The 26850-nt window shown below is 63.8% G+C and carries 26 protein-coding genes; 13 read left to right on the top strand and 13 right to left on the bottom strand.

Going from position 1 to position 26850, the window contains the following annotated elements; all coding sequences use genetic code 11:
- Positions 1–36: 36 nt before the first annotated feature.
- Positions 37–951 carry a permease-like cell division protein FtsX gene (gene ftsX / locus ACIQTX_RS14420; RefSeq protein ID WP_105528105.1) on the bottom strand — a complete coding sequence of 305 codons (915 nt, stop codon included), beginning with the start codon at positions 949–951 and terminating at the stop codon, positions 37–39.
- Complete coding sequence (gene ftsE / locus ACIQTX_RS14425) at positions 948–2051, bottom strand: cell division ATP-binding protein FtsE (protein WP_402973196.1); 1104 nt, start codon at positions 2049–2051, stop codon at positions 948–950. The genes ftsX and ftsE overlap by 4 nt, the downstream gene beginning before the upstream one ends.
- A gap of 182 nt (positions 2052–2233) precedes the next feature.
- On the opposite strand from ftsE, the gene ACIQTX_RS14430 reads away from it, so the two are divergent.
- Positions 2234–3178: a DUF2510 domain-containing protein gene (locus tag ACIQTX_RS14430; RefSeq protein WP_402973199.1), complete on the top strand. Its 945-nt coding sequence runs from the start codon at positions 2234–2236 to the stop codon at positions 3176–3178.
- A gap of 212 nt (positions 3179–3390) precedes the next feature.
- Positions 3391–4500: a DUF2510 domain-containing protein gene (locus ACIQTX_RS14435; RefSeq protein WP_402973201.1), complete on the top strand. Its 1110-nt coding sequence runs from the start codon at positions 3391–3393 to the stop codon at positions 4498–4500.
- 54 nt (positions 4501–4554) lie between these two features.
- On the opposite strand, the gene prfB is transcribed toward ACIQTX_RS14435, so the two are convergent.
- Entirely contained in the window at positions 4555–5664 is a 1110-nt protein-coding gene (gene prfB / locus ACIQTX_RS14440) for a peptide chain release factor 2 (RefSeq protein ID WP_028503564.1), read from the bottom strand.
- Positions 5665–5785: 121 nt separating this feature from the next.
- Between prfB and ACIQTX_RS14445 the strand changes: the two genes are divergently transcribed.
- The 4 genes from ACIQTX_RS14445 to ACIQTX_RS14460 all read left to right on the top strand — a co-directional run bounded on the left by ACIQTX_RS14445 (position 5786) and on the right by ACIQTX_RS14460 (position 9356).
- A complete protein-coding gene (locus ACIQTX_RS14445) occupies positions 5786–7045 on the top strand; it encodes an MFS transporter (RefSeq protein WP_402975539.1) in 1260 nt (419 codons plus the stop codon).
- The gene (locus tag ACIQTX_RS14450) at positions 7042–7602 is read left to right on the top strand and encodes an NUDIX hydrolase (protein WP_402973204.1); all 561 of its coding nucleotides are present in this window, start codon (positions 7042–7044) and stop codon (positions 7600–7602) included. The genes ACIQTX_RS14445 and ACIQTX_RS14450 overlap by 4 nt, the downstream gene beginning before the upstream one ends.
- 168 nt (positions 7603–7770) lie before the next feature.
- Positions 7771–8106, top strand: coding sequence for an ArsR/SmtB family transcription factor (locus ACIQTX_RS14455; RefSeq protein WP_402973206.1), 336 nt, complete (start codon positions 7771–7773; stop codon positions 8104–8106).
- Between the two features lie 71 nt (positions 8107–8177).
- Positions 8178–9356, top strand: coding sequence for an MFS transporter (locus ACIQTX_RS14460; protein WP_402973209.1), 1179 nt, complete (start codon positions 8178–8180; stop codon positions 9354–9356).
- Between the two features lie 101 nt (positions 9357–9457).
- Here the strand turns inward: ACIQTX_RS14460 and ACIQTX_RS14465 are convergent, their stop codons facing one another.
- From ACIQTX_RS14465 to ACIQTX_RS14485, 5 genes are all read right to left on the bottom strand, one after another.
- Positions 9458–9877, bottom strand: a complete 420-nt coding sequence (locus ACIQTX_RS14465) for a pilus assembly protein TadG-related protein (RefSeq protein ID WP_402973211.1) — start codon at positions 9875–9877, stop codon at positions 9458–9460.
- 17 nt (positions 9878–9894) lie between these two features.
- Complete coding sequence (locus ACIQTX_RS14470; protein ID WP_402973214.1) at positions 9895–10326, bottom strand: TadE family protein; 432 nt, start codon at positions 10324–10326, stop codon at positions 9895–9897.
- Complete coding sequence (locus ACIQTX_RS14475) at positions 10319–10672, bottom strand: TadE/TadG family type IV pilus assembly protein (protein ID WP_402973217.1); 354 nt, start codon at positions 10670–10672, stop codon at positions 10319–10321. Before ACIQTX_RS14475 ends, ACIQTX_RS14470 begins: the two co-directional genes overlap by 8 nt.
- A 46-nt stretch (positions 10673–10718) precedes the next feature.
- Positions 10719–10853 (bottom strand): hypothetical protein, encoded by a 135-nt coding sequence (locus ACIQTX_RS14480; RefSeq protein ID WP_402975596.1) that lies wholly within the window; start codon positions 10851–10853, stop codon positions 10719–10721.
- Positions 10854–11061: 208 nt separating this feature from the next.
- A complete protein-coding gene (locus ACIQTX_RS14485; RefSeq protein ID WP_402973220.1) occupies positions 11062–11655 on the bottom strand; it encodes a hypothetical protein in 594 nt (197 codons plus the stop codon).
- A 302-nt stretch (positions 11656–11957) separates the two neighbouring features.
- On the opposite strand from ACIQTX_RS14485, the gene ACIQTX_RS14490 reads away from it, so the two are divergent.
- The gene (locus tag ACIQTX_RS14490) at positions 11958–12305 is read left to right on the top strand and encodes a hypothetical protein (protein ID WP_402973223.1); all 348 of its coding nucleotides are present in this window, start codon (positions 11958–11960) and stop codon (positions 12303–12305) included.
- Here the strand turns inward: ACIQTX_RS14490 and ACIQTX_RS14495 are convergent, their stop codons facing one another.
- Positions 12306–12953 (bottom strand): hypothetical protein, encoded by a 648-nt coding sequence (locus ACIQTX_RS14495; protein ID WP_402973226.1) that lies wholly within the window; start codon positions 12951–12953, stop codon positions 12306–12308.
- A gap of 574 nt (positions 12954–13527) precedes the next feature.
- On the opposite strand from ACIQTX_RS14495, the gene ACIQTX_RS14500 reads away from it, so the two are divergent.
- Positions 13528–15885, top strand: a complete 2358-nt coding sequence (locus ACIQTX_RS14500) for an ATP-binding protein (protein WP_402973229.1) — start codon at positions 13528–13530, stop codon at positions 15883–15885.
- Positions 15882–17030, top strand: a complete 1149-nt coding sequence (locus ACIQTX_RS14505) for a hypothetical protein (RefSeq protein WP_402973232.1) — start codon at positions 15882–15884, stop codon at positions 17028–17030. Before ACIQTX_RS14500 ends, ACIQTX_RS14505 begins: the two co-directional genes overlap by 4 nt.
- A 644-nt stretch (positions 17031–17674) precedes the next feature.
- On the opposite strand, the gene ACIQTX_RS14510 is transcribed toward ACIQTX_RS14505, so the two are convergent.
- The 3 genes from ACIQTX_RS14510 to ACIQTX_RS14520 form a co-directional block, all read right to left on the bottom strand.
- On the bottom strand, positions 17675–19159 hold the full coding sequence (locus ACIQTX_RS14510) for a hypothetical protein (protein ID WP_402973235.1): 1485 nt from the start codon (positions 19157–19159) through the stop codon (positions 17675–17677).
- Between the two features lie 1276 nt (positions 19160–20435).
- Positions 20436–20993, bottom strand: coding sequence for a hypothetical protein (locus ACIQTX_RS14515; RefSeq protein WP_402973238.1), 558 nt, complete (start codon positions 20991–20993; stop codon positions 20436–20438).
- A gap of 42 nt (positions 20994–21035) precedes the next feature.
- A complete protein-coding gene (locus ACIQTX_RS14520; RefSeq protein ID WP_402973241.1) occupies positions 21036–21266 on the bottom strand; it encodes a helix-turn-helix domain-containing protein in 231 nt (76 codons plus the stop codon).
- Between the two features lie 644 nt (positions 21267–21910).
- On the opposite strand from ACIQTX_RS14520, the gene ACIQTX_RS14525 reads away from it, so the two are divergent.
- The 3 genes from ACIQTX_RS14525 to ACIQTX_RS14535 are packed head-to-tail and all read left to right on the top strand — an operon-like array spanning position 21911 to position 23248.
- Positions 21911–22726, top strand: a complete 816-nt coding sequence (locus ACIQTX_RS14525) for a metallophosphoesterase (protein WP_402973244.1) — start codon at positions 21911–21913, stop codon at positions 22724–22726.
- On the top strand, positions 22719–22925 hold the full coding sequence (locus tag ACIQTX_RS14530) for an antitoxin VbhA family protein (RefSeq protein WP_402973247.1): 207 nt from the start codon (positions 22719–22721) through the stop codon (positions 22923–22925). The genes ACIQTX_RS14525 and ACIQTX_RS14530 overlap by 8 nt, the downstream gene beginning before the upstream one ends.
- Entirely contained in the window at positions 22922–23248 is a 327-nt protein-coding gene (locus tag ACIQTX_RS14535; protein ID WP_402973250.1) for a hypothetical protein, read from the top strand. Before ACIQTX_RS14530 ends, ACIQTX_RS14535 begins: the two co-directional genes overlap by 4 nt.
- 86 nt (positions 23249–23334) lie before the next feature.
- On the opposite strand, the gene ACIQTX_RS14540 is transcribed toward ACIQTX_RS14535, so the two are convergent.
- Positions 23335–24264 (bottom strand): hypothetical protein, encoded by a 930-nt coding sequence (locus ACIQTX_RS14540; protein WP_402973253.1) that lies wholly within the window; start codon positions 24262–24264, stop codon positions 23335–23337.
- A gap of 308 nt (positions 24265–24572) precedes the next feature.
- Here ACIQTX_RS14540 and ACIQTX_RS14545 point away from each other — a divergent pair, with 308 nt between their 5' ends.
- Positions 24573–26513 (top strand): AAA family ATPase, encoded by a 1941-nt coding sequence (locus tag ACIQTX_RS14545; RefSeq protein WP_402973259.1) that lies wholly within the window; start codon positions 24573–24575, stop codon positions 26511–26513.
- Positions 26514–26850 lie beyond the last annotated feature (337 nt).

Raw genomic sequence — 26850 nt, forward strand, 5'->3', positions numbered from 1 at the left:
TCGACCATCCTCCCGGCCGAGCAGCCTTTCAGGATATCAGGTACGGAGCCAGCGTCTGATCGCGAAGCCTGCCGAGAGGGCGGCCAGCAGCACGCCGATGCCGATCAGCACAGGGACGACGAACGCGGCATCCTGCATCGTCACCCAGGTCGTGATGAAAGGCACCCGCCCTCGCAGGTAGCCGTTCACTCCGAAGTGCACACCCGCCACGACCGCAGCGCTCGCCAACGCCGAGCCGAGGAATGCCGCGAACACGCCCTCGAGGACGAACGGCGTCTGGATGAAGCGGTTGGAGGCTCCGACCAGGCGCATGATGCCGATCTCCTTGCGCCTCGCGTACGCCGACAATCGGATGGTCGTGCCGATCAGGAGCGTCGCCGCGATGAGCATCAGTACCGCGATGCCGACCGCGATGTACGTCGCCACCGTCAACGCGGAGAACAGGGGTTCGAGGTACTGGAGTTGATCCTTGACCTGTTCGACGCCGTTCTGCCCGCTGAAGGCCTCAGCGAGCACCTGCGACTGCCCTGGATCCTTCATCGTGACGAAGAACACTTCGAATGCCTGGTCAGGTGTGAGCACGCTCGCCTGGTCTGCTCCGAGCTGGTCGACGAGCTTGGCGTAAGTCTCTTCCTTGGTGTCGAACGACATCGAGCTGATGAGGGGCTTCAGCGCATCACCCTCGAGCTGTGCTCGTACGGCGGCGACCTGTTCCTCGCTCGCGGCGCCGTCGAGGCACGTGTCGGATTCCGAGACGGCTGAACACATGTACACCGCCACCTGGGCGCGTTCCGCCCAGTAGCCGCGCATGACGCCGATCTGCCCCTGCATCAGGATCGCTGCGCCGACGAAGGTCAGGGAGACGAACGTGACGAGCACGACGGAGATCACCATCGAGATGTTTCGCCGAAGCCCACCAAGAGCTTCGGTCAGGATGAGGCCGATTCTCATGAGGTCGGGCCCACTTCCTCGTCGTCTTCGTCGGAGAGTCCGAGGCGATCAGCGACTCCGAGTTCTGCGACGTCGACCGTCGGCAGCGTGATCGGGTGCGTACGCGGCCGGATGACTGCCGGCGGCTCGACGGCGGCGGGAGGCTCCACGACGTTCGCGGCGTCGGGCTCAGGCGAGCGGGCGGGCTCAGGAGGCTCGACGGTGCGCGGGGCCGGCGGGATCACCGTCTCCCCGTCGCGGTCGACGGTCGGGGCTGCGCTGGCTGCGGCTTTGCGCTGCGTGCTGAGTTCCTCCGCGAGAGCGGCGCGGACCACGGAGAGGTCCGCCGTCTGTCGTTGCACTTCCTGCACGGCGGTGAGCGCGGCGGCGGCGGCGGCACCGCGCACCTCCTCCGGCACGAGTCGTGGGATGTTCGAGGTGTCGCCGTAGCCGCCGTGCACCTCATCGCGAACCATCTCACCATCGCGCAGCTCGATCACGCGACGCTGCATCTGGTCGACGAAGCCGGCTTCGTGGGTGGCCATCAGGACAGTGGTGCCACCGGCGTTGATGCGGGCGAGCAGTTGCATGATGTCCACGGAGGTGGCGGGGTCGAGGTTTCCCGTCGGCTCGTCGGCGAGCAGCACCTGCGGGCGATTGACGAGAGCGCGCGCGATCGCGACGCGCTGCTGCTCACCACCGGAGAGCTCGTGCGGCATCCGCTTCTGCTTGCCGTCGAGGCCGACCAGGGCGAGGGCCTCCGGCACGGCCTGCTGGATGAACCCGCGTGATGACCCGGTGACCTGCAGCGTGAATGCCACGTTCTGGTACACGGTCTTCGACGGCAGCAGCCGGAAGTCCTGGAACACCGACCCGATGTGGCGACGGAAGTACGGCACCTTGCGGTTGGCGAGCGCGCGCAGGTCTCTCCCGAGGACGGCGACTCGTCCTGACGTCGGCACGTCTTCACGCAGGATGAGGCGCAGACAGGAGGACTTGCCGGAACCCGAGGCGCCGACGAGGAAGACGAACTCCCCGCGCTGCACCTCGAAGTCGACACTGGAGAGCGCGGGCTTCGACGTTCCGCGGTAGCGTTTCGTGACGTTCTCGAACCGAATCATGGCGCTACGAGCCTAAGCGCGGGCTCTCGCCTGGCCGCGAGCGACACCCCGCCTGGCGCTTCCGCCTCCGGATCCGATGGGGATTGCTCCCCATGCGGTAGGCCCTGTCTGGTCACCGCCCACTGCTATACATGAATATGCCGGTTGCACACAGTAGCCGCCGCATTCTTCAAGGGGGACCCATGACGACACCTGCAGGTTGGTACGACGACGGATCGGGTCGTCAGCGCTGGTGGGATGGCCAGCAGTGGACCGAGCACTTCGCCCCGGAGACCGCGGCTTCCGCCGGCGTCTCCGACGAGGCTGTCGGCCCCGAGACACCGTCCGTCGATGCGGGCCTCGACGAGCCGAGCGCGTTCGACGCTCCGGGAGCGACAGCGGCGACGACTCCCCTGAGCGACGACCTCGGCGCCTATGCAGCACCGGCGTACGCGGCCGCCGCCCCGGCACAGCCTGCGGAGGGATACCCCGGCACGCCGGTGTATCCGACGACCGAGCAGGGCTATCCGGCCGCCGCGCCTTACGGACAGCCCGGCCAGGAGGCCCCGAAGAAGCTCTCGGTCCTGGGGCTGGTCGGCCTCGGCCTGTCCGCACTCGGAACGATCCTGGTGTTCATCCCGCTGATCGGATTCGTCGGCTTCATCCTGCTCGCCGCCGGATTCGTCGTCTCCCTCATCTCGCTCTTCCTCAAGGGCAAGAAGTGGCCAGGCATCACCGGACTCATCCTGGCCGTCGTCGGCACGATCATCGGCATCGTGATGTCGTTCGTGTTCCTCTTCGCGATCGCACAGGGCGTGAGCAGCGAGATCGACGACCTGCCCACCTCATCTCCGTCGATCGAGGCCACCGCGCCGAGCGAGACCGAGGGAACAGATGTCGGCGTTCGCCCGACCTCTGCCGAGGTAGCCGTCGGCCTGACGACGATCCTGGCCGAGACCGGTACCGAGGGCTACACGGAGCCGCAGATCACCTGCCTCTCGGACGTGCTGGTGGCTTCCGACCTCGACAACGCGACGTTGCGCGCAATCGCAGACAGCGATGGGACGCTCACCGATGCCGACGCCGCCTATGGTCTGGCCGAGGCTCTCGGAGACACCGAAGCCATCTCTGCGTGCTTCGTTCCCTGACACGACCACGTCGTGAATAAGGCCTCGGGAGTGGTTCACTCCCGAGGCCTTCTTTCATTCTTCGCCGGAGCATCCGGCACCCTGTCGGTCGACATCCCGACCTCAGCGCCGCTACCGTCATCATGACGGCCTAACTTCTGCGATTCGGCCGGCGTAGCGAGAATGACCTCACCACGCATTCAACGACCGAGAAAGACACACGGGAACGCCTGATGACGATACCTGCCGGCTGGTACGACGACGGCTCCGGGAACCGACGGTGGTGGGACGGGCTGCAGTGGACCGAGCATGTCGTCACCGACGTGCAGGGACCCGGCAGCGAGTCGACCGCAGCTGACACGACCGCAGCTGAGTCGACGGTCTCCGAACCGACGCCGGCGCAGGAGACTCCTGTCGACGCTGCCGCACCTGTCGTGACCGGCGCCCCCGCCGCGCCTGTCCCCCCGTCCGCCGATGCCGAGTCCGCCCCGTTCGTTCCGCCGTACACGCTCGCCGCCCAGATGCCCTCTGCCCCCGCCCAGGCATCGATCGCCGACGGCTCGACGTACCCGGCCTATGCCGGATCCGCTGCTGCCCCCTGGCCGGTCGCACCGTCGACGCCACCCGCGGCTGGCATACCGGTGGTCGGCATCATCGGTCTGGTGGCCGTCGTCATCGGGGTCGTGTGCGCCAGCATCCCGGTGATCGCGATCGCCGGATGGGGCCTCCTCGCGGTCGGTTTCGTGCTCTCGCTCGTCTCGCTGTTCCTGCGTGGACGCAAGTGGCCGGGGATCACCGGTCTGGCCGTCGCCGTGATCGGTGCCGTCCTGGCTGTCGCGATCTCATTCATCGTGATGGCGACGACGTCGCTCTCGGAGAACGACGGTGGTCCGCTCGCCGTCCCCAGCGATCGTCCTCCGGCGGATGGCGGCTCTTCCGCCCAAGGCGAGGATCCCTCCTCGATCGAGGGAGCCGAGATGGTTCCCTTCGACGATCTCGAAGTGGGCGACTGCATCCCCCTGGTCGAGTACAGCGACGAAGACGTGATCTTCGAGCTGCCTGTGGTTCCCTGCGACCAGCCGCATACCGACGAGGTGTACCTGATCTTCGACGTCGACGACGGGGAGTTCCCCGGCGATGACGCGCTGGGTGTCGTGGCATCGGACGGCTGCCTGGCGGCTTTCGAGGCCTACGTCGGCGTCTCCTACGATGTGTCAGAGCTCGACTATTACTACTACCAGCCGACGAAGTCCTCCTGGGCGCGAGCGTCAGACCGTACCGTGCAGTGCATCCTCTTCAGTTACGAAGACGTGACGGGCACGCTCAAAGGCGCGAACCGCTGACGGATGGCACCAACGAAGAAGGCCCCGGAACTCTCCGGGGCCTTCTTCGTGGACTCAGTCCTCGATCTTGCGCTTTCGCCAGCGGATGCCCGCGGAGATGAAGTCGTCGAGGTCGCCGTCGAAAACTGCGGCCGGATTGCCGGATTCCTGCCCGGTGCGGAGATCCTTCACGAGTTGCTGACCGTAGAGGAAGTAGGAGCGCATCTGGTCGCCCCAGCTCGCCGTGATGTTGCCGGCGAGTTCCTTCTTCTTCGCTGCCTCCTGCTCCTTCTGCAGCAGGAGGAGGCGGGTCTGCAGCACGCGCATCGCGGCGGCACGGTTCTGGATCTGCGACTTCTCGTTCTGCATCGACACGACGATGCCGGTCGGGAGGTGCGTCAGGCGAACGGCGGAGTCGGTGGTGTTGACCGACTGTCCACCAGGACCGGACGAGCGGAAGACGTCGACCCGGATGTCGTTCTCCGGGATGTCGACCTCGGTTGCCTCTTCCATGAGCGGGATGACCTCGACCGCGGCGAACGACGTCTGGCGCTTGTCGGCGGAACCGAACGGACTGATGCGGGCGAGGCGGTGCGTTCCGGCCTCGACCGAGATGGTGCCGAAGGCGTAGGGCGCGTCGATCTCGAACGTGGCCGACTTGATGCCGGCTCCTTCGGCGTAGGACGTGTCCATCACCTTGACGGGGTACTTGTGCCGCTCGGCCCAGCGCAGGTACATGCGCATCAGCATCTCAGCGAAGTCGGTGGCGTCGTCGCCGCCGGCGCCGGAGCGGATCGTGATGATCGCGCTTCTCTCGTCGTACTCCCCGTCGAGAAGCGTCTGCACCTCGAGCTGGTTGATCAGGTCGGTGAGTGCTGCGAGCTCGGTGCGGGCTTCCTGTGCGGAGTCCTCATCACCCATCTCGTTGGCGAGGCCGACGAGCACCTCGAGGTCGTCGAGACGCTGAGCGATCCCGGTGACCCGGGCAAGCTCCGACTGACGGTGGCTGAGGGCGCTGGTCACCTTCTGCGCGCGCTCGGTGTCGTCCCAGAGGTCGGGGGCGCCGGCCTCCTCGCTGAGCCTCGCGATCTCGTCGCGGAGGTGAGGGACATCGACGACCTCGCTGATGTCGCCGAAGGTGTGCCTGAGCGCCTGGATTTCGGCGGAGAGATCTAGTTCGAGCATGACACCTCAGCCTAACGTGCCGCCTGCCCGTGCGGGGACGTCGTCGTCTTCGAAGCCGAACGGCGGGGAGTAGCGTGAAGACGTGAGCAGTGCTTCGACGGTCCTCCGGCAGTTCGGGCCCATGGTGTATCTGCCGACGATCCTCTTCGCACTCGGCGAGGGCGCCGTGATCCCGCTCATCCCGGTGCTCGCGGTATCGATGGGCGCCGACGTGGCGTTCGCCGCGCTCGTGGCCTCCGCCCTCGTCATCGGCCAGCTGTGCGGAAATCTCCCCGCCGGATGGGCGGTCGGGCGCATCGGAGAGCGGTTCACGATGGTGATCGCCGGCGTGATCGCGATCATCGCCGGGGTCGGAATGGTCTTCGCCCCCTCCCTCGGTGTGCTCGCGGCGTCTGTCTTCCTCCTCGGAATCTGTGCAGCGGCCTTCGGTCTCGCTCGGCACGCATTCATGACCACCCGCGTGCCGGTCGCCTTCCGTGCGCGCTCGCTCTCGCTGCTCGGCGGCAGCTTCCGCCTCGGCATCTTCATCGGGCCCTTCGTGGCCGCGGGGCTCCTGCAGCTGTTCGGCAGCGAGAGCGCGGCGATCTGGTTCTTCCTCGGATGTCTGGTCGTCATGGTGCTGCTCGTCCTGTTCGGCCCCGACCCGGAGAAGATGATCCCTCCGGTACCGTCGAGCACCCGAGAGCGCTACATCGAGGACTCCGGCGAAGCGGTCAGCGGGTCGATCCCGACGATCGAACGCGTCGGGATCTTCCAGACCATGTGGCGGCAGCGCGCCGTGCTCGGACGCCTCGGAATCGCCGCCGCATCGCTCTCCGCCGTCCGCTCCGCGCGACAGGTCGTCCTTCCGCTGTGGGGGCTGTCGCTGGGGCTGGATGCTTCGACGATCGCCCTCGTCGTCGGCGTCTCCGGTGCCATCGACTTCGCACTCTTCTATGCGAGCGGCCAGGTGATGGACCGGTTCGGCAGGCTCTGGGCGGCGATGCCCGCGATGGTGCTCATGGGCGCAGGCTTCCTCGCACTGTCGTTCACGCACGATCTGGATGCTGCGGTGCTGTGGTTCGGCATGTTCGCCGCAGTCCTCGGCGTCGGAAACGGCCTGTCCAGCGGCATCCTGTTGACTCTCGGCGCCGACGTCGCCCCGAAACGGGAGCCCGCGGCCTTCCTCGGATCCTGGCGGACCTTGACCGATGCCGGTGGCGCGATCGCCCCGCTCCTCGTCTCGGCCATCACGGCAGTGGCAGCGCTGCCGTTCGCCGCCGCCACGATGGGAGTGGTCGGCCTCATCGGTGCGCTCGGGTTCCTGCGCTGGATCCCACAGTTCGTCCCACGGGCGCGACCAGATTCCAGCGACGACTCGTCGGAGGGAGAACAGGAATGATCCCGAATCTGGAGGCCGATGCGCACCGCCTGGTCGCGACGTTCGTGCCGCGTTCGGCGCGAGACCGTGATGCGCAGGCAGATTTCGCCTCGTTCTTCAGCGCAGACGGCGGTCCGGTGCATCGGGACTCCGGCCCCGATCACCTCACCGCATCGTGCGTCGTGTTCGATGCCTCGCTCCAGCACACCCTGCTCGTCTTCCACCGCAAGGGGCAGTTCTGGGTGCAGCCGGGCGGTCACGTCGAGGACGAGGATGCTTCTGTCGTGACCGGAGCGCTGCGGGAGCTCGGCGAGGAGACCGGCATCGTCGTGGAGCCGATGACCGCCCCGCTCGCCTACGATCTCGACCATCACGCTCTGTCGTCCCGCTTCGGCGCCTGCGCCTCACACCTCGATATCGGGATCGCGGTCGTCGTCGACCGCGAAGCCGCACTCACCGTGAGCGATGAGTCCGAAGACGTCAGGTGGTGGCCGGTCGACGCCCTGCCGGCGGAGGTACCTCCGCAGCTCGTGCCGCGGCTCGATGGACTGATCGCGCAGCTGCGCGATCCACGCTGAGAAGAGAATCCTGTCGCTCCAGCGCCGCGACATCCGGCGGGGCCATCGACCCCGGTCGCGGCCGAGCGAGGATCCCTGGAATGGCCATCCGTCAGAACCTGCCCGCTCCGCGCATCGCCTCGAGACTACGAACTCCGGAGCGCAAATTACATCTGTTATTCTAGATATATGAATGCCGCATCTGCGAGGGAAGTCCCGCTGGGAGTCGTGTACCGAGCCCTTGCCAACGATACGCGGCGCCTCATCCTCGACCTCCTCAGGGAGCCCCACGCGCACTTCGACGACAAGCAGTACCGGGGCTTGGGCCTGAGCATCGAGGATGGCGTCTGCGTTCAAGACATTCAGAAGGCGACCAAGATCTCGCAGTCGGTGACCTCGACCTACTTGAAATCCCTTCAGTCCGCCGGCCTGTTGACCTCGTACCGCGAGGGTCGCTGGACCTACTACCGGCGCGATGAGGATGCAATCCGCACCATCGCCGACCGCATCGGACAGTCCCTCTAGCCGCAAGCCCGGGCACCACGGGCGAGGGCACCCTCGGTCTAACGTATCTATTAATCTAAATATGGAGATTCATGAAACACGGCTTCCTGGCCAGCGCCATGCTTGCGCTTGGCGTCTTCAGCATCATCACCACCGAGATCGGCATCGTGGGCGTGCTTCCTGAGCTGGCCGACCGGGCGGACGTGTCCATTTCGCAGGCCGGGCTGCTCGTGAGCGTCTTTGCCCTGGTCGTCGCAGTGAGCGGACCTTTCGGCGTGCTCGCGGCTTCTCGCTTCAATCGCAAGACGGTCCTCCTGCTCACCATGGCAGTCTTCGCGCTCGCGAACATCGTCTACGCGTTCTCCGAGAGCTTCCCCGTGCTGGTGGTGTTCCGCATCGTTCCGGCCCTCCTGCATCCCATCTACTTCGCGGTAGCCCTCACCGCCGCGACCGCGCTGGCGCAGCCGGGCAAGGAAGCGGGCGCGGCCGCTCGTGTGTTCACCGGAGTCACCGTCGGATTTGCCTTCGGGGTTCCGGCCATGACGTTCCTGGCCAGCAGCGCCTCGGTGCCCGTCGCGTTCTGCATCGCCGCCCTGGTGAACATGCTCGCCTTCATCGGAATTGCTCTCTGGGTGCCGACGATGCCGTCCGAGCAACACCTGAGCTACGGAGAACAGGTGCAGATCCTGCGCCGCCCTCAGCTTTGGCTTCAGCTGACTGTCGTCACACTCGTGTTTGCGGCCATGTTCTCCACCTACAGCTACTTCGCCGACTATCTGGGCGGCGTAAGCGGCATCCCTTCGCTCACGATCGGCGCGCTGCTCATGCTCTTCGGTCTCGTCATGGTCGCGGGCAACCTCGCCTTTGCGCAACTGATCAAGCGCGGTCTGCTCGCGACTCTGCTGTGGTTCTTGGGCGGCTACCTGCTGCTGTATCTCGTGATGTATGCGGTGGCGCCGTCCGCTTGGGCCATGTCGCTACTCGTGATTCCGTGGAGTCTGCTGCACTCCGGCGGGCTCTTGCTCGGCCAATCGCTCATCGCCCGCGAGTCCGCCGACGCGCCCACTTTCGGCAACAGCCTCTTCGTCTCCTCATCCAACATCGGCATCACTCTCGGGTCGGCGCTGGGCGCGCTTCAGATCGCCATTGCCGGAACCCGGTCGCTGGTCTTCGTCGGCGTGGGCGCCGTGTTGCTCGCACTGCTGACGGTCGGAGTCAGCCGCGCGATCCGCAGGAGGGAAACACCACGGCAGCTCGCCGAACACACATAGACGGACTTCTCCGCGAGCCTGGATTCGCTCTGCCTGGACCTCGATCAGCATTCGAGGCCTCTCAGCCGCGCCTGCGCACCCTGGCCGAGCCGAGGATCCTGTCACCGCAGAGCCGTGCGGCTGGTGGCGCTCGATTCCAGCGGAACGCCGTCGGGCACGAACACGGACACCAACGGCGGATGCCAATCCGCGGCGACGGTGACCAGGGCCGTGACGCCGTCAGGTGTTCCTGCCGCGGTGATCGACGCCTCCCCCGGCAGTGCGGCCACCAGAGCGTCGGCCTGTTCCTCGACACCGGCATCCGTCAGCTCGGCCCGCACGCCGCCATCGCTCACGACCAGGGCGAACCCGTCCGCACCGGCGAGCGCGGCAGAATCGGCGAGCGCGTCCAGTCGCTTCTGGGCGATGTAGAGATCCGTGGCGCAGACGCAGACGAAGATCACCGCCAGCGCGAGCAGCACGTAACCGAGGGTGAGGAGCAACACGCTCCCTTCGTCGTGCCCGCCGACGGGCCTGTTCATCGTTCGAGCGTGGACTGTCATTCCGCGCCCCACAGCCGCGACACCTTCTGCACCGCTTCGGCCTGCACAGGGACCGCCGTCGCACGATCGAGACCGAGCATCTCCGGCACAAGCGGAAGCTGCACGCGCGTGGCGACAGTGACGATGATCGTCGCCCCGGCCGATGGGCACTCGACCACCGCTGGAGTGCAGACGAGCGTCATCTCGACCGCATCAGCGTCGAGGCCGTACTCGTCGACGATCCCCGCGAGCACGGCGTCGCTCCGCTCTGCGGCCGTCACAGCATCTGGGGCTCGCGAGATCACGCGCGCGATGTGACGAGCCGCAGCCTCCGCTCCGAGCGTCTGCTCCTGGATCGCTCCGAGCGCGATCACGAGATAGACCAGCGGAACCAGGAGGATGACACCGACGGCGATGAACTCGAGCGCCGCCGAACCATCCTCATTCACCGAAAGCCTCGGCCGGCGCATGCGCTTCCACCTCCATCGCGAGAGGGATTCCGATCAGCCCGAGCAACGGGAAGGTGGTGCGGACGCGCACGTCGACCGTGTCGTACGGTGCAGACCCAGAGGTGCCGATCCGGACGTCTTCGGCATAGGCCGCGCCGATCGTCCGGGCGATGACGCCCCTGGTGCGCTCGACGCCTTCTTCCGGTGCGGTATCGGCGAGTGCCGCGTAGTAGGCGCCCTCGACCGCCGCATCGTGGACCACGTTGCGCACGTAGACAGCGAACGCGACCTGAAGGACCGCGAGAGTCAAGGCCGTGAGCAGCGTCCCCACCAACACGAACTCCACCGGACTGGAGCCGCGATCATCACCGAATCGGAGGCCGTCGGACACCTCAGAGTCCCGAGACCCGTTGGATCGCCTGCTCGAACAGCGAGGTCAGCGCAGGACCCGCGACGGCCCAGATGAGCACCACCAGACCAGCCGTCATCAGTGTGACGAGGACCCAGCCGTTCTCTGGGCTGTTCATGGCTGTGACGCGAGCCAGCCACTAGCGTTCGTTTTAGCTGTCTAGGCGCGGATGCGATGTCATCTAGGCCGCTGGGAAAAGCGATGGTACTTCAGCGCGAAAGCACCTGCGCTAGCGGCCTGAGTTCGTGCCTCACAGGAGAGAGAGCGGTTCTTCGCGACAGGTGCGACCGGCTCACACTGGTGGCGAGAACGGGTGCGTCGACGTCCTAACTGGTGTGGCTCCCGCTCCGACGAGACGCCGCGAGCAATTGCAGTCCAGCGTCCTCGTAGGACGTCCACGGTGCGAAGTTGTTGTCGATGTACTTCTGGTCGAAGCCGAGTAGGTCCCAGCCGGGCGCGAGCTGAAGACGCCCGGTCTCGTCGTGCACATTTCGTCCGTCCGTATAGAGCTCGTAAGGCTGACAGCGGATACCCCGCTCTTCGACCGACATCACGACATCACGCTCGACGACCTCTAACACGGACGCCTTCGCGCTCTGAAAACCGACCGTTGGGTAGTCAGGGTCTCGTTCGAGTTCCCCCAGCGGGAGCACTCTATACACGGCGCTGGCACCCGCGTGCGTCTGCACAATGGACGCATAGACTCGAGCGAGTTCGCGGTCTGTGGTGAAATACACGCGATCTGCGCGCGCCTCAGGCATGCCTGTCGTCGACACGCTCGTGGGGTCATGAGTAAGAAGCGGGCTGAGGAGAGTATCCCCAGGTTCACGACCTGCTGCTCCTCCGTGCCAAAACTCGGTGGCTTCGATTATCGCTCGCTGCTCACGTCGCTTGCGCTTCTCGTTCTTCGCATTCCCCATGACAAGTCCTTGCTTCGGCTACTTATCGTCGCCCGAGAGTAGCGCACAACGGTTCGCGGCGAATTCCGAGGTACGGATGTCGATCAGAGCAATATGCTCGACTTCACGTAGTTGGAGGAGCGATGCCCGAAGATTCTATGAGCTCGAGACCGAACGAACGGGACGTGCTCGTGTCGATACCAACGCATGACGATGACGGCGAACCCATCACAGACGACATGCTCAGCACAGGTGGGGCACGCGCCCGTGGCCCGTTCGTGAAGCAGTACCGCAACCCTCGGCCTGTCCCAACCGGGGCTTCGTTGGCCGCCGAAGACCAGGCACGTGAGACACGACTTCGCGAGATTCGCGAACAGCGTCGACTCGAAGAGGTACGTGCACGGCGGGACGCGGACGCTCAGGACTTCACCCGCTGGATCTACCGTGAAGTGATCTCGCCACTCGGCAAGTGGTGGTGGACGACACGTGGGCCCGAAGACCTGACCCGGATGCGCACCTTCGCCGCCAAGCACCTCCATCGCGCGAAGCTCCCCGAGGAGGGTGAGTCGACAGTTCAGACCGCGCCGCTCGCCGAGCCAGTTCTCGGCCCTACCGAGGACGCGCCCATCGCTCCAATTGTGGACCTCGGAAACTACCGTCGCTCGGCGTAGTCAGGAAGATGCCAAGAACAGCCTGCGCACCTCAAGCAGGCCTGCGTGCGTCGGGGCGTTTTGCCAATTCCTGCGCGCGGGATGTGGCACGTTCAGGGGCGCCCGACCCGACTTCACCGTGAACGAACGCACAAAGCGCTGAGCACACACACCGCCCGCCACCAGCGTCGCGTCAGGTGAGAGGTTGAGGTCATTCACGCGACGCTCTAGGTTGTCGCGCAACACACGTCCGGCATTGTTCGCCTGCGCGAGCATCATGCTTGTGGCGGTCGCCGCGTTCGAGCGGCGGACCTTATCGAGAAGGATCCAGTCTGCCTCGCCGAGATCTGTCTCGCCCGGGTCCATGACGGATTCGAGCGGGACTTTGCTCGTATTCAGAATGGCGATGCGCGAGTTCCCTTCACGGTGCTGCGCCTCCACCACGCGGCCAAGACTGCGCCCGTTCGCTTGCGAGCCAAGGATGTACTCGAGCGCGAGTTGCCCAGCCTTTCCGACCATTGGGACGCCGGCAGCCACCTCATCGACGTACGGCGACTCGAAGACGAACGCTAGGCAAATGTCCGCTATTTCGGATGGCAAGAGATCGGGAACGTACCAGCTTTTGAACGAGCCGGTTCCATCTTCCGCGAGGTACGTTTCAACGCTCATCACACCCACTGAGCTCGAGCCGCCCTCCTGGTGTCCTCTTCATAAGTCCCTGAGCCTACAGTTTCTCGCCGCGCGCCTCCCGGTGCGTTCTCGCGCCACACCACGTGTGATGCTGCAAGTTCCCCCTGGGGCCGATGTTCCATCGCCGAACCAACGTTCGATCTCGTCTTCCAGAATCGTGGGGTATCACCCGTTCTGACTGAGTGCTCTGGAGGTTCGCAGGCCGACCCTGGTCCTTGGCGTCATGAGCGCGGCAGAGCTCATAGCGCCGACTTGTGAGCGGCGATGACCGTCGCTGCTTGATGATGCGTCGCCCGGCCTCCGGGAGCAGACTCGTCGGGCAGCGGTCAGACGGGGAGTGCTGTCCGTCCCGTCCTGACATGCGCGGTCTGTGCATGACCCTAACCCTCTCCTCCCACCTGTTCTCTAAGTGACTTCGCCACTGAAACGAGTTGAAGGCTAATCGGGTATCAAAGCTCCGTTGACACGGGGCGGGATCGGGCGGATCTTGGTAGGGGTTTTGGAAGATCAACGAACCCGGCTCTCTTGCCGGTGATCCCCTAGGCTTCAAGACATGGCGCAACCGAACCCCGCCGAGCAGCCCGCTGACCAGAATCTCGCATTTTCCGTCGATACCCATCTGCTGCGCGAACTCGGTGCCCTTCTCGTCGGGCGTGACAGCACTGCTGTAGTCGAGCTCATCAAGAATGCCTACGACGCGGATGCCACTCGCGTGGTTCTGCACGCGGAGGAGCTGACCTCGCACGGTCTCATTACCGTCAGTGACGATGGCCACGGTATGACCGTCGCAGACTTCACGGATAAGTTCCTTCGGATTGCCGGTCGTAGCAAGGAAGGTGGGGAGAGGAAAAGTCCGCTCTTTCACCGCCGCTACACCGGGGCGAAGGGTATCGGTCGGCTCTCCGCCCACAAGCTCGGGCGATCCTTGTCGTTGGAGTCGAACCCGGACCTCTCCCTGCCTGACCGGTCTGCCGAGGATCTTGGATTTCGAGCGACCATCAATTGGGAAGCCATCGAGAAGAGCACGGAGAGCATCGAACAGGCGAAGGAAATTTCTCTCGTTGAGATGCCCGCGCGACCGGCGTCGGCCACAGTGCTGACTATCGGGCACCTGTTCAGCCCCTGGCGCGGCGCGCAGCTTAGGTCTTTCCTGCACGAGGTGCGGTCGACGAGGCCTGATGAAACGTTGATCTCTCCTCCTAGTACAAGGGCTTTCCCCGGAGACAGCCTGCTGGGTCAGATCGATGTAGCTGATACCTCGTCGAATGACCCTGGTTTTGCGGTCGAGCTGTCCGGGGATTTCGCTGGCAGCGACCCGCAGTGGCCAAGTTTGCTGGCGTACGCGAATTGGATGATTGAGATCGACGGGCGCAGCGCCCACGAAGTTCGCTATCGAATCACCCCGGGTCGTGACACACGAGAGGCAAACCCCCATGCTGAGGTACGCGACTTCAGCTACGCCCGGTCCTCGCGCGGACCGCTCTTCGTCGCCCGAGTCTTCGCCAGGGACGGCTCCGCAGGTAAGAAGAGGACGTTGCCCGATATTCTCAAGCGATTCAGTGACGAGGCAGCCGGCATCCGACTGTTCATGGAGGGTTTCCGCGTGCTCCCGTATGGGACGCCAAGAAATGACTGGCTGGGACTGGATGCGGACTATTCGCGCCGCGCCTCCCTCGAGGTCACAGACGACGGCATCGGCAGTGACGCACGAGACGAGCGCACCTTCCTCCTCCCAAACGCGAACTACTTCGGCGGCGTCTACCTACACGACGCGCAGAGCAACGGGCTGGAGATGGTGGTGAACAGAGAGGGCTTCCTTCCAGGCGAAGCACTCACCGATCTCATCGAGAATGTCCGTCGAGGAATGCAACTCAGCGTTCGATATCGGGCCGCCATCGGTGAATCTGCACGTCAAGATGATCTCACGAAGAAGGCAGAAGAACGCGAGCGAGAGATTGCGTCCTTGCTCGAAACGACACCGTACTTGGAGGACTCGACGGGTCAGTCGCGTGACTCCACCAGACTGAACCGCTGGCTCGCCGCTGGAACAGAGGCCGCGGCGGCTCTCCGAGCAGACGATGCGAAGGCGGACCCCCAGGCGTTTAGCCAACATGTGAAGATCGTCAGCACTGCCATGGAGGAACTCCGCGCTGCGAACGATCTCGTGAAGGACGAACAGGCCCAGCTACGGGTGCTGGCAAGTCTCGGCACGCAGATCGGGGCTTTCGTTCACGAAGTCAATGGCGTGTTGGGTCAAGCGCGCATAGTAACGGCACTTCTCGACAAGCTGCTCTCCGACGACACACTCACCACATCTGTCGCCCGTTCGGTGCGAGCGACCCGAGACGCATCGAAAGAGGTCGTCGCGTCACTTGAACGCCAGGCCGTCTACTTGTCCGACAGTTTCGGTGCTGAGACGGGACGGCGTCGGAGCCGCCAGATCGTCTCTGATCGTGTGGCGACGGCCATGCGCCTTCTGACCGCTTCTGCGCAGTCGCGCCACGTGAACATCGCCGACCAGACGCCTAAGACATTGAAGACTCTTCCGATGTTCCCCGCCGAGATGAACGTCATCCTCACGAACATTCTCAGCAACGCCATCAAGGCTGCTTCCGCGCCCGGAACGGGCGGGGAGTTCGGAAGTGTCGACATCGCAGGCCGATCCAGCGCTGACTCGACGCAACTCGTGATCTCAAACACAGGGGTCGCGGTCGCGGAGGTTGACGCTGAACGATGGTTCCGTCCTTTCGAGACAACCACCAGCGACGTTGACATGGTTCTGGGTCAAGGACTCGGCCTTGGGCTCCCCTTGACGCGGCGGATCGTCGAGGAGTACGGCGGAACCGTGCGGTTCATAACTCCTCAACAGGGATATGCGACCGCCGTCGAAATAGTCTTGCCGAATCGATGAAGGGATCGAAAGAGTTGCCTCACTCACCCAAGCTCAAAGTGCTGCTGGTGGACGACCAGCCTGGGCGGCTACGCGGGCTGGAAACGCTGTTCGCTGATCACGCCGACTTCGTCGTCCGCGACCCGTTCAGTGTCGAAGCAGAGGACTTGCTCGACATCGATTTGGTGAGCGTGGATGAGTTTCTCGGAGACGACTGGCTAGCGGCGACTGACGTGGGTGACCAATCCTCCCCAGCCTCGATCCGAAATCGCGACGGTCTCGCTGTCGCGGCTTCATTTCGCAGTCAGACGCGCACAGCCATTACTGGGAACCCCGAGCGGACCGCGGTGACCCTCCACACCGGCGCGCTAGAGCGCATCGCGGAAGGCTTGCCTAAAGAGCGACGGGAAGCACTCACGGCCGCGCAGCACGACCTCGAGTGGGTGTTCTCCTGGGAGGCGGAGGACTTTGGTCACCGCCTCATCGCACTTGCCCGCGCCGCCCAGGGTGCGCATCAGCACGAGGCGCAGAATAGTCAAGATTTCGGCGCAGGGTGGTTGCTTCTGCCCGACTCGGGGTGGTCTGACACAGCACGCGCGCAGATCGAAGACTGCCGTCCACCAGCCCGCGCGCTCGCACAGAACACGAATGGGCGAAGCCTGGTGCGCTGGCTCGCTCACCGGATCCTTCCCTACCCAACGTTTTTGCTTGATCAGTCGCACGCCGCTAACTTGCTCGGCATCACAGAGGAGTCTTTCGCTCGCCTCGCAGCGACGTCACATGCCGGACACTACGAAATCTCGTACACCGGGCCACTCAGCGACTTTCTCGGACGGCGATGGTGGCGCGCGGGCCTCCAGCAGATGCTCGTCGACGTCGACAGGTACCAGTGGGATTCGTCTGCCGACCGAGCCGAAGCGCTCGCGAATGCAGCAGGTGTTGATCTCGCTCCCCTCACTCACGACCAGCCGGTAGTCGCTTACGACTCGTCTGGTCGAGTGCTATCCATCGACGCGGACGCCGACAAGTCCGTTCGATTGCAGGCCGACGGCTGGCCGGTCTTTGCCGATGACCCGTGGGCACTGATTGACCTAGCGTCTGGGGATCCCGACCTCCGTTCGCTTGTTGCGCAGTCCGAGCGACACCGCCTCGAGCCAGACGCATGACTCGGGAGGTCCGCTATCTGGCAGATACTGGTTACTTGATCTGCTTTGGCGCTCTAGCCCGCGGTAGTACGCACTTCTCCTCGGCCTTCGGTGGGTCAGTAGCTGCGAGCCCCACGATTCGGGCCGAGCTAGCGCAGAAACACAGCAGCGGTTCCACCACTCGGAACGTCCGCGTTGCCATCGACTCGTTCATTGGGAGGCATCACTCCGCTCTCCTGGACGTACCCTTCCTCAAACGGGATGAGCCAGAGCGCGACAAGGCATTGGCATATATGCGGCGCGGCGGCGCACTACCGCACGGGGCGATTACCGCGTTTCCGGTTACGACGGATGGTCACATGGATGGAACCCCAGACACAGGACAGCACGGAGGTGAAGCCGAGATCGTCGCACTCGCGACACGGCACTGCTTGCCTCTGCTGATGAATGACCGAGACGGCACCAAGTATGCCCGAGCACGACGAATTCCAGTGGAGCCGTTTGCGCAATCTCTGATCCGTCTCGTCGGTCGGTTAACCCCAAGCGAGGTCTACAAACTCTGGCGCGCAGTTGATGTACATCACGACACCGGGGCCGTCGTCTCCGGTCAGGCCTTCTTTCGGCAACCACCACCCTCGAACTAGGTGGAATAAGGCTGAGTCCGGTCAATGCAGTGTCGTGTCCCGGAACATCTTTGCAGGGATGCGCACTTTCTTCACTGCACCCGGTTCGATCTTCCATAACCCGCTCCCATGTGAGCGAGCTCCGGCTCGGAGCGCCCGCTGACCAGCGTCGGATCTCAACCAATGAAGGACACGTTTGCGGTCCCCTGCAGAGACGTGATGGCGCCAAGTCAGCCCGTATAGATTGTTCAGGATTGCAGCACCACCGGTATTCTCCAGAATGCGGAACTCGCTTCGCGTCGACTGACCGATGAGCAGATCCGGGATGACGATCTCCGATCCAAGAACACGCCAGTCCCGGCGCGCGCGACAAAGATGTCGAGCAGGGAGTTCTTGGTCCTCCCCCGACTTCACATAGCTTCTGAGCTCGGAGGACAGAGCCAGATCATCAGCCGTTATGTCGAGAAGAACATGCCTTTCCGAACGCGGCCGAGCCTCCAGCCACTCTTTCGTAACCCTGTCCGGAACCGCAAAAGTCCGCCGCACCAGCGGCCGCAGGACAGAAACAGGCAACCGCAACTCCTCAGCCTCCCCCGCTGTGAGGGCAAAGAAGGCGTTGGCCCCCGTTGCTGTGCCCCGACGCACCTCCAACGCGTCACCAAGACAAACACCACCTTCTACCGAAACAGACTGGCTCGAGGTGAATAGGGATCGGAACTCGGCGGGAACGGCATCATCGCGTTGCATCGTTGCGAACGTCGGTGTGATGTTGTCTGTTCGACATTCGAGAGGTTGGGGGCTCTCCTGAACGGGCCCTACCGTCAGCGCCACTGCGTCGACCCTCGCATCGTCGAACAGACCGTCGTCGAACAATCGCATCGTCACCTTGCGGGTTTGCGACGCCCAGAGTTCTTTCCGCAACCCTTTCGCATACTCAGCCTCAAGCCAATGTGCAGGAAGGAGCAAACTCATGCCGTCGTCAGGACCGAGAGCTAGCAAGCTCTGCGCTGCAATCAGCGTCGACAGCGAGGCACGCCGTCCACATAGACCGCCACCCGCCTCATGAAGCCGGTCGCGTTCGCGTTGAGGAAGGAGCTGAAGGCGTGTATACGGGGGGTTCCCAAGGATCAGCCGCGGGCCTCGAATGCGGGGCCACACAGAAGACATCCACCGAGTGAAGTCATCCAGCGCCAAGCGGACACCCGGCTGTTCATCATCTGACGTCTTGAGTTCGAACTGCCCGACTACCCTGACGGCCAGCAATCCTAGAGTGACCGGATTGACGTCGACCGCCCAGATCCCAGCTTCCGGCCATCTCGTGGCCGCAGCGGCGGTATACGCGCCTACGCCGGCGCCGACATCGATGACCGCATGCGGCGCTTTGTGCAGTCGGCTCCACTCACTAATCATCCAGTCGACCTCCGGCGACGGGGTGAAGAACGTTCCGAGCGTTCGCCGGGACGGAGCAGACACAAGCCGCGCATAGATCGCCGCGAGCCCCTGCTCTTTCTCTTCCACGAGAATCATCCGAGTAGCCTCAACGACCGCTGGTGGAGGTGTCAGAGGAACATCAAGCCAATCCTGAATCGCGTCCGCGGCGAATGCTACGGAGGTAGCGGACAACGACCCTCGGATTAGTGCCGCAAGCAACGCGCCGAGGTTCGCTAAGCGCATCAGCTCAGATGCGCTGGCGCCCGGGACCCAGTGATTATCGACGGGATCGAGTCCGTGCTGCGCGAACAACCAGTCGGCTACGAGCTGAAACCGTGCGTCAGCGTCTGCGCCGATTGAGCTCAAGACACATCCTTTCGAACTCGCGTGACTCCGCCCTGCCGGCCCGGACCTGGTTTTCATTCTGCCAGTCCGGCGGCGACAGTTCCGCCGAAGGTCATAGCTGGAGCAGCGTTGTCAGATCAGGTCGTGTGCACGCGACCCAGGCTCCGACATGCTCAGCCACTCGACTATTCACGGTGAAGCGCGCGGATACTGTGCCCTATGCAGATCGTGGATGGCGAGTGCGAAGTAAGCATGTGAGGGCTCTTCAAACGGGTCTTCGGGTCGCCGGGCCGCGTGACGCCCTCCAGAACGAAGCACGCAAATTCGTAGCGCTGCCGGAGAACTTCGTCGACCGAGCGTTCGTCACTCGTCACTCATAGCTTCGGTGTACGTGCCACCCGTCGTGTCCCTTGAAGACGTCGAAGACGAGCGAACGACCGTTCTCCTCCGTCGCCTGGAATCGCCAGCCGTACAGACCGCGATGTGCTTCTGCCGGCGCACTCCGCATCGAGTCTCGCAAGCGCGTAGGCATGTCCGTGACCCGCCACCGCAGCCCAGCGAACATCATCCTCGCGGGGATGTCGTCGACCATACATATGGTTGCAGGCGGATATGCGACGGATGTTTGCATGTGTCGATGATAGAACAGATGTTCTAACCTTGCTAGAGTGTTCCACAGTCGGGGAGAGGGTGCCGGCATGGGTTCAAGCAAGCGATTGGCGGCGCACTACGACATGCGTGCGCAGCACCAGGAGGTTCTGCGGGCAGCTCGCTCGGGGCCGCTCCAATCTCTCTCGGAGCGGGAGGTCGCCCTGCGAGAGCACCCCCTCACGATCTACCCGCAGCCGTACAGAACGGTGCGCGCTTGGGTGCACTTCGGGTCCGAAGCCATCCGCGTTGACGCCAGAATCGCCCGCTCGACCCCGCTGGCCGCAGGCATCGAGTTTCGCGCCCAAGGGCACGTCTTCCGCTGCTGGGTCTGGGGGAACGCTGTCACTTCAGAACAGACCGAGTAGTGCCGCTGCGCCTAGCGGATGATTTCTGAGTGATGGGCAGAGCCATCCCAGCGCGCCTGGAACTCTCCGCCCAGCAATCTGCTCCATAGGATTCTCTTGTCTGGCTTTTGGAGGTAGAAGCTCACGCCGCGAAGCCGCCACGTGACGTGCATCAGGTCGACGCAGGTCTGAACCAGGTCGGGGACGCTCAGCATGTCCGGTTCTCGCTGGAGGGCATAATCGTGGTCTCGTTCGAATCGGAACCGCTCGATAGACGCATCCTCATAGGGCACCATCAAGTCGTGAACATGGCTACTACGACGCTCATAAGCATCTAGCGCCTTCGTCGCTATCGAGAGGCTCGCGATACGCGCCTCCTTAGAAAAGACCGGGTTCTCGGAGATCTGATGGCGAAACGCTCGGATAAGCTCCGAGAACCACCGACGCGCAGACGGATCGAAGTCGGGGTCCAGGGTCATCAAGACCGAGCGGAGGGCGCCCTCCATTTCAACCGCATGGCGGGCCGATAAGCCCACAAGCACCGTGACCTGGTCCTCGAGTGGCAGCCGTCGCATGTCGTCGAGATCCATCGCGCCAGACTACGGCCTAGTGAGGACCGTCCGCGTAGTCGACTACCGCAGCTGGAGGTCGGGGTCCACATCCGGAAGAAGGTCGTCGACAGCAACCCCAAGCACACACGAGAGAGCGAGGAGGGTTCGAATCGTCGGGTTCATCGGCTCGCCGGGCTTGGATTCGCCCTTTTCGTACTTCTGGTAGGTGTAACGGGTGAGCCGCGCGCGGTATGCGACGTCCTCCTGCGAAAGTCCTCGCGCATGACGCGCGGCCTGCAGATTCACGCCCATCGCGGCCGCGTAGTTACGCCACCCCTCGGAGTGTTCGAATCTACGCCTGGCCACACTTCAAGCCTGTCGACTACTGATGCGCGTATGGCCTAATCGGTATGGCATAATTTCCACAGCCATACGAAACATTCACTCCATCGACTGACGCGCCCCGCGTCGCGACCTGCACGTGTGCCGCTGCGCATCGGCTCCGGGTCGCCTCGATGCGTAGGTCCCGTTCAGGTCGACCCCGATTGTTGAGTAGCAGTGACTGATCCCCGACCGATCTGGTGGAGCGCCACGGAGGTTGATGCTCCCGAGGCTTGGCTTGAGGCGTTCGACGCGCTCACCGACGAAGAACGCGCAAATGGATTGGGGCTTGCGGCCGCGATCTTCATCGCGCGTGTGCGTCGCCGCACCGGGCGTGGTCCCACCTTCTCCGAACTGTTCGCCGAGCTGTTTGTGGACAAACCTCTTCACCCTGAGTGGCCTGTCGGCCTGACCTACCCGGTGCGCGCCACGATCCATCACGCGTTCCGCCTCCATGTCGCCATCCAATGGAAGCGGGGCGGGTGGATCAGCTGGGATCCAGGCGTGGAGCGCAGCCTTCGAGTCGGGCCTACGTTCCGAGAACGGTCTCGTGCACGTCAGGCTGCGAGGGCACGATGAGAGCGCTCGAACACGCGTCGACCATCAGTCTCCCGGATCTGCGTGTGGCGGTGTGCGGCGACTGGCACGGCAACCTCGGCTGGATCAGAACGCTCTCTCGCGTCCTGCCAGCGTTGGCGCCGGACGTCACGACGATCCTGCAGCTCGGTGACTGGTGGATGGATCCGGAGCTCGTCGACGAGGCCCTCGCCGACACGAACATCGACCGCATCTATGTCACGCTCGGCAACCATGAACCGTGGCCGGATGTCACGCCGCTCCTCGATGAGCGCCCTGATTCGGCGGTCCGAGTGTCGAAGCTCACCTGGCTCCTGACGAGGCCAGCCAGGCTCACCATTGGCGGACGGTCGGTGGTGTCGCTCGGCGGCGCGGCCTCCGTCGACAGGCTGTGGCGACGAGAAGGCGCTGGATGGTGGCCCGATGAGCGTATCGATGACGCTCATGTGGCTGCGGCCATCGCTGGTGGGCCTGCTGACCTGATGCTGACACACGAGTCGCCGGCCCGCACGCCCGTCCGCGCCGTGCAAGAGGTGCTGCGGTCGAACCCGATGGGGTTCCCCGACGAGACGCTCGCGGAGTCCGCGCAGTCCCGTGAGCGAGTTGCCCAGGTCTGGGACGCCGTCCGCCCAGAGCTGCTGATGCATGGTCACATGCACGTCGCCGCCGGCGGCGCGACCAAGGACGGGCGCCGCGTGGCGAGCTTCGGACGCGACACGATGCAGGGCAGCCTCGCGTTCCTCGACATGCGCACACTGCGCCTCGACGTCCCGACGGTCCAGCAGATGAGAGGAGCGGCGTTCCCCGATGGGTAAAGACGACGGCGTCCGAACGCGCGAGGAGCGGCTGGACGGAGTCCTCGAGGCGCTCCACTCCTGCCGCCTCGACGGCCTTGTTCCGACACGTAACGCGGTCCACGACGCCTGGGACTACGTCGAGGGCCGCCGCACCTTGGAAGAACTCATCGACGATGTCGTGCGCCGCCATACCCGCGGCCCCGTGGAGATACCATGACCGATGAGAACCCCTGGGCCGAGATCGTCGGCCCCTGTTATACGGTGACGAGCATGGCCCGCACCCTCGGTTGGACGGAGGCCGAGGTCATGAAGGCCGCGAACGATCTGCAGCTTCTCATGCTGCACACCGACGACGACGTGGACCTCTTCCCGGCATTCCAACTCCAGGACGGGAAGATCGTCGATGGACTCCAGGACATTCTCCGCGTCCTTGAGACCGGAACCACGGGCAAGATGGACGTGGGCGCAGTGGTTGAACGTCGCACTGCCCGAAGAGGACCCGCCACGCAACATCACGCTGCTCTACGAGGGGCGGCTTGAGGAAGCGCTGCGGGACGCCCGTCACGTTGCCTGGTCCTGGAGCTCGTGAGGCTCCTTAGCACGTGGGGCGAGATCCCCGTACTGAATCACTCCCCAGCGCTGGAGAACCAGCTGAGTCGCGCCGCTGACCATGCCATCAGCGGCGAATCATCCAGCTCGAAGTACGTCACGACGAGCATCGCTGCCCGGTAGAAAGCTACACATGCGAGTTGAACAATCGACTCCAAGTCCTCGAGCTTGAGTGAGTACTCGGCGACAGCCACACCATCATCGACTCGTACCGGTGCGAGGATCCCGAGAGAAATGATTGAGGGATGCGCCATCGCAGACAGGAGATCGTACAGACCCGGCACGCCCTCGAAAGCAAAGTCAGCGAACCTCTTCACCCCTGCGGACAGCCCGACGTAACGCTCGCCTCGGATCTGCCACTTGTCCGCCTCTTCTTGTTGCTCCTCCGGCATTCCTTTGAGAACCCACCCGGGGAAGACGGCGGTCAAGTCCGCTTCCACCTCCGCGACAGCATCGTTGAAGAAGCGCCGAGATTCCGGCGCCAGCTTGGTCGTCTTGGCTCTCTTTGCGTGGCGACGCGCATCGGCCAATGTCTCCATGAGCGCTCTGGCGACCTGCACGTCTGGTTCAGGAAGCGTCCCGTTCTTCTCTGGCGCGATGAGCCAACATACGCGACCACCAAGCTCCAGCTCTGCTCGCACTGCGGCCCAGTACGACAATCGGAACTCTCTCGCTGAGACCAAGGCCGCGAGACCTAGCACGTGGGCTCCCATGCCACTCACGTAGCGCCCCGCGTACTGGCCAGCGGCGAATGCGATATTCGGCCGGGCCTCAGCATGCTTGGCGGTAAACGCGCGAGCGTATCCCGATGCTGGCGCCGTCACAGGTGCAGGGTGGGCGAGCTGCGATGCGATCTCCAGCCATGCCTCCCAGAGCGAATGGCACGCCTCTGCGTGCGCCCTCAGGGTGTCGTCGAGCCGATCCGAATCAGTGGGCTCGCCGCTCATGCTTTCCTCTCATAACGCTTGAACTGATCCTAAACTCGAGCCCCGCCAGTCTGCCGAGCGCCTTCGGCACACTCGACATGTCTTATAGAACTCTCCACCGGCTCGGACCTCAACCGTAGCGTCGGCGCCGGTGGGGCTGTAGCAGCTGTGACATACCTCAGCTCCGCATCAGACTGAGCCGCCAAAGACGCCGCGAGACGTGCGTCACAACTTCCGTCGCTCGAGCGCTCCCGGCCCGCCCGCATGTCGTACGATGCGGATAGCGTGCCCCGCTGTCTGTGGGCGAAACACGCGAGAGGGGAGCGCCGATGAGGCTGCTGCGCGCACATATTCAGGGAGTCGGGAGGCTCGTCGACTCGACTATCAAGCTCGACCAAAAACTCATCGCAGTAGTTGGGCCGAATGAAGCGGGTAAGAGCACTTTGCTCAAGGCGCTCGAGATGGTCAGTGGCGAGTTCGAGCTACCTCTCGAAGCTCGATCCCGGGCGGTGGAGGTCGCAGATGATGACGACGTCGTCACCGCCACCTTCAAGCTCGAACGCAGTGATCTCGCCCTCTTGGACGACCTGAACCTGGCGGCGTCGCCGAAGACCCTAACGCTGTCCCGCACCTCAGTAGGCCAGGCGAGACTCGGTGTCGTTCCGTATCCCTACACCGCTTTCGGCGCAGTAGAAGAACACGTCGCCGCCTTTCGCGCTGCTCTTCCGAGACTGGAGGAGCTCGCGCGGCTAGACACGGGGAACCCAGACGCTGACGAGAGCCCGGAGGACTTCGAACATCGTCGTTCTCTCGCGGAGGAGCTTCACGAACTTGGCGCGGCTCTATCGGACTACTTCGAAGCTCAGAAGCGAGCGCGCAGCGTCGGCGGGGTAGACGAGCTTCTGACGACGGGGCGGGATCTGTTTCGAGATCTTGTCGGATACTCGAGCCCGACGGCATTGAGATCGGCTTGGGCGCAGATCGAGGAATGGCTCGCTACACCGCCGCCAGAACCAATCATTCGGGGGCGCCTGTACGAACGTGTCCCTTCAATGGCGTTGTTCTCGGATCTCGACCGCGACTTGAAGTCCACCTACACGCTCGACCAGACCCTTCTGGACAATACGCCTCGCGCACTCACGAATCTGGCGCGTCTCGCCGGCCTCGATCTCACGGCCCTCGTGGCCGCAGTAGAGACGAACCAGGTCTCACGGCGCAACACCCTCAAGAATCAGGCGAACCGTAGACTCAATGCTTACTTCTCGGCCGCCTGGAAGCAATCATCACTAGCTGTGGAACTTAACGTAGAGAACAAGACCCTTCGGATCGGCCTCTTAGAAGACGAGGTGTTCGCCTCAGTCCTCGAAGAGCGATCCCAGGGGTTGAGGTCATTCGTTGCGCTCACGGCTTTCCTCGCTTCCCGCGAGCTCGATGTTCCGCCGATTCTTCTGATCGATGAAGCAGAGAATCACCTGCACATCAATGCTCAAGCCGACCTCGTCGAGATGCTTTCGAATCAGGACCAAGCAGCGAAAGTCATCTACACCACTCATTCGCCGGCGTGCCTTCCCAGCGACCTCGGGGTCGGTATCAGAGCCGTCGTCGTGGACGGCGAGGAGACTAGCCACATAGAGAACAACTTCTGGACTCAACGAACTCCGGCGATGACGTCACTAATGATGGCGATGGGCGCCTCGGCAGCTGCGCTAACCCCCGCACGCTGTGTCGTCGTTGCCGAGGGTGCAAGCGACATGATTCTGTTGCCGAGACTCATCCGACTTGCCACGGGCATGCAACGGCTTCCCTATCAGATCGCCCCCGGGCTTTCTGAACTGCCACCCGACCTCTATCCCGATCTCGACTTTCAAGCGGCGAAGGTTGCCTATCTCGTGGACGGCGACCGTGGTGGTGAGGATCTCGCTAAGCATCTTGGTCGTAGCGTCCCCGCGAGCCTCGTCGTCTCGCTCGGAGTGCCGGGGGTGGAGAACCTCCTCCCGGAGGCCAGCTATGTGGGTGCGATGGAACTACATCGAAGCGAGCACTCGACCGTGGACGTCGCGAACGTCCTCGAGCTGCCAGACCGATTTGTTGCACCGTGGTCGAAGGCTGCCAACGCATGGCTCGAGGGCTTTGACGTCAGGCCGGCCTCGAAAGTTGACGTTGCCAGCGCGTTCGTAGAGGACGCAAAACTCCAGCTCGACGATGTTGTTGTCGAGCACCTGCGCACCTTGCATAACGAGCTCTGCACAGCACTGGGTCTGAGGGCTTAGCGCAAGAGGGATCAGCCAAACCCGTGGGCTTGAGTTCTTCAGCACCCGCTACATGGTGTCGAGTTTGGCCCGCACCTCCTCCGCGTCCTGCGGACCGGGGTGAACGAACCATGGACCTGGCGCAGCGGCTGATTGGCGTGTCGTCCGGCGAGGACCTGCCCGGCAACATCACACTGCTGACCGAAGGACGCCTCGAGGCGGCCCTGGGGATGCTCGACGCGACGCGTTCGCGTGGAACTCGCAGAGACCGGCGACTCGCACTTGGTGTCCCTGGGCGAGACACCGTCTATCCCGCACATGTCTTGACTCGTCGGAGTAGGGCTTGACGGAGACCAAT

Source organism: Microbacterium sp. NPDC090281 (assembly GCF_044769635.1).
GTDB lineage: Bacteria > Actinomycetota > Actinomycetes > Actinomycetales > Microbacteriaceae > Microbacterium.